General features: G+C 70.7%; 3 protein-coding genes. All 3 read left to right on the top strand.

The window, feature by feature from the left end; genetic code table 11:
* On the top strand, nt 1-210 hold a 210-nt coding region (locus AB1609_22980; GenBank protein MEW6049299.1), incomplete at its 5' end, for an RDD family protein.
* A gap of 13 nt (nt 211-223) precedes the next feature.
* Nucleotides 224-754 (top strand): Holliday junction resolvase RecU, encoded by a 531-nt coding sequence (locus AB1609_22975; protein ID MEW6049298.1) that lies wholly within the window; start codon nt 224-226, stop codon nt 752-754.
* 132 nt (nt 755-886) lie between these two features.
* On the top strand, nt 887-1,630 hold the full coding sequence (locus tag AB1609_22970; protein ID MEW6049297.1) for a hypothetical protein: 744 nt from the start codon (nt 887-889) through the stop codon (nt 1,628-1,630).
* Nucleotides 1,631-1,753: the final 123 nt, after the last annotated feature.

The raw sequence follows: 1,753 nt of genomic DNA, 5'->3' as shown, positions 1-1,753 counted from the left end.
AAGCTCGTGCTCGGGCTGCGCGTGGAGGGCCCCGGCGGCCGACCTCCGGGACTGGGCCGGGCGCTGGTGCGCGAGACCGTGGGCCGCACCGTGTCCGCCCTGGTGGTGTGCGTGGGCTACCTGTCCATGCTCTGGGAGCCGCAGAGGCGCTGCTGGCACGACCTCGTGGCGGGCACCTGCGTGGTGCGCGCGGCCCGCGGGCCGCAGTAGGGAGGTGGTGGCGGTGGCGGTGCCGCACGCCCGGCGCGGCCGGGCCCTGGAGGACCTGGTGGAGCTGGTGCTTTCGGTGTACGAGGCGCGGGGGGCCGCACTCGTGCGCCGCGTCCCCGACCCCTGGAAGGTGGTGAGGCGGTCGGGCAAGGCCGCCGAGGCCTACCCGGCCAAGAAGGGCCTCGTCGACTACCTGGGTGTGTGGCGCGGCCTGGCCCTGGCTTTCGACTGCAAGGAAACGGCGGGCAGGTTCGAGTTCGGCAAGATCCCGGAACACCAGTTGCAGTTCCTGTCAGGATGGGAGCACTGCGGGGGGCTGGCCGGTTTCCTGGTCTGGTTTTCCCGCCGCAGGCTGCTCGTGTGGGTCCCTGCCGGCGCCTGCTTGAGGGCCCGGGCTGCAGGCGTGCGCAGCATGTCGGCCGAGGAGTGCCTGGAGGCGGGCGTTGAGGTCCCGCCCGGGGTGGGGGTGCCGTTCGACCTGGAGGCCGCCTGGCGGTGCTTGGAAAAGGGACGCCCCCAGATCCCCGAACCGCCCCGCGGTTAGATGGCCCTCGCCACCGGCAACAAATGAGACGTGCTGGCCCGGCGAACCGGGCCTTTTTCTTTTTGATACCCCTGGAGGCACGGGAGTAGGGACCGGCACAGCCGGTTCAGCCCGGGGTCGGGAGGTGCGATCTTGAACCGGGAGGCTCGGGTGGTGGCCCGGTCGCGGGTGCAACCGGAGATAACGGTGGCCAGAAGCAAAGCGCGGGTTCCCCCTTGCGCGAAAGCGCTTGAGGCGGAGCTCGTGGAGGGCGAGCAGCTTTACAACGGGCGGATATACCGCCTCCTGCGCTGGGCGGCGGACGGCGGGCGGCTTCACCTGGAACTGGGTGTCACCCGGTACTTCCGCTACCTGGCGGTGCGCGCCGCACTGCAAGCGCAGCCCTGGCCGGTACTTGTACCCGGCGGGCAGCCCGACCTGTTCTGGAGCCATTACCTGGCAATTGACGTCCTCGCCCGCACGGCGGACGGCTTGCTGGTCCTCACCCAGCGGTCTGGCCGCGTCGCGGTGGCGGGTGGTGCTTGGATTCTGAGCGCCGGGGAAACGGCAGAAGCGGGCACGTGCGCACCGGAAGCACTGGACATGGTCGGGCATGCCCTGCGGCGGGAGCTGGGTGTGGTTCGGTTGCCCAGGGTGCTGGGCTGGTGCCTCGCGGTTGACGAGCGAGATGGGGCATGGTCTCTCGGTGCGTTGGTCGAGCTGGCCGAAACCTGGCCGGCCATCCGGGCTGCCAGGTGCGCCGAAGCGTGGGAACGCGCCAGGCTGGAGGCCCTGCCGCCGGAAAAGCTCGCGGTGGCGCTGCGGGATCGGCCGTGGGCACCGCTGGCCCGGGCCGTGGGCTTGTGGGCAAAAAACCTGCTGGCGGCTCGCCCCTGAAGGCGGTGCTCGCCCGGTTTGCTCCCTCTGCCCGGAACAGAAAGGAGGTGTGGGAGATGTGCGTGTTTTCGGTTGGGCTGCCCTGGACGGTGTTTCTCCCTGTGGCCGCAGCGGCGACGATGT

This window comes from Bacillota bacterium, assembly GCA_040754675.1.
Lineage (GTDB): Bacteria > Bacillota > Limnochordia > Limnochordales > Geochordaceae > Geochorda.
This window is presented reverse-complemented; position numbering and strand designations above follow the sequence as displayed.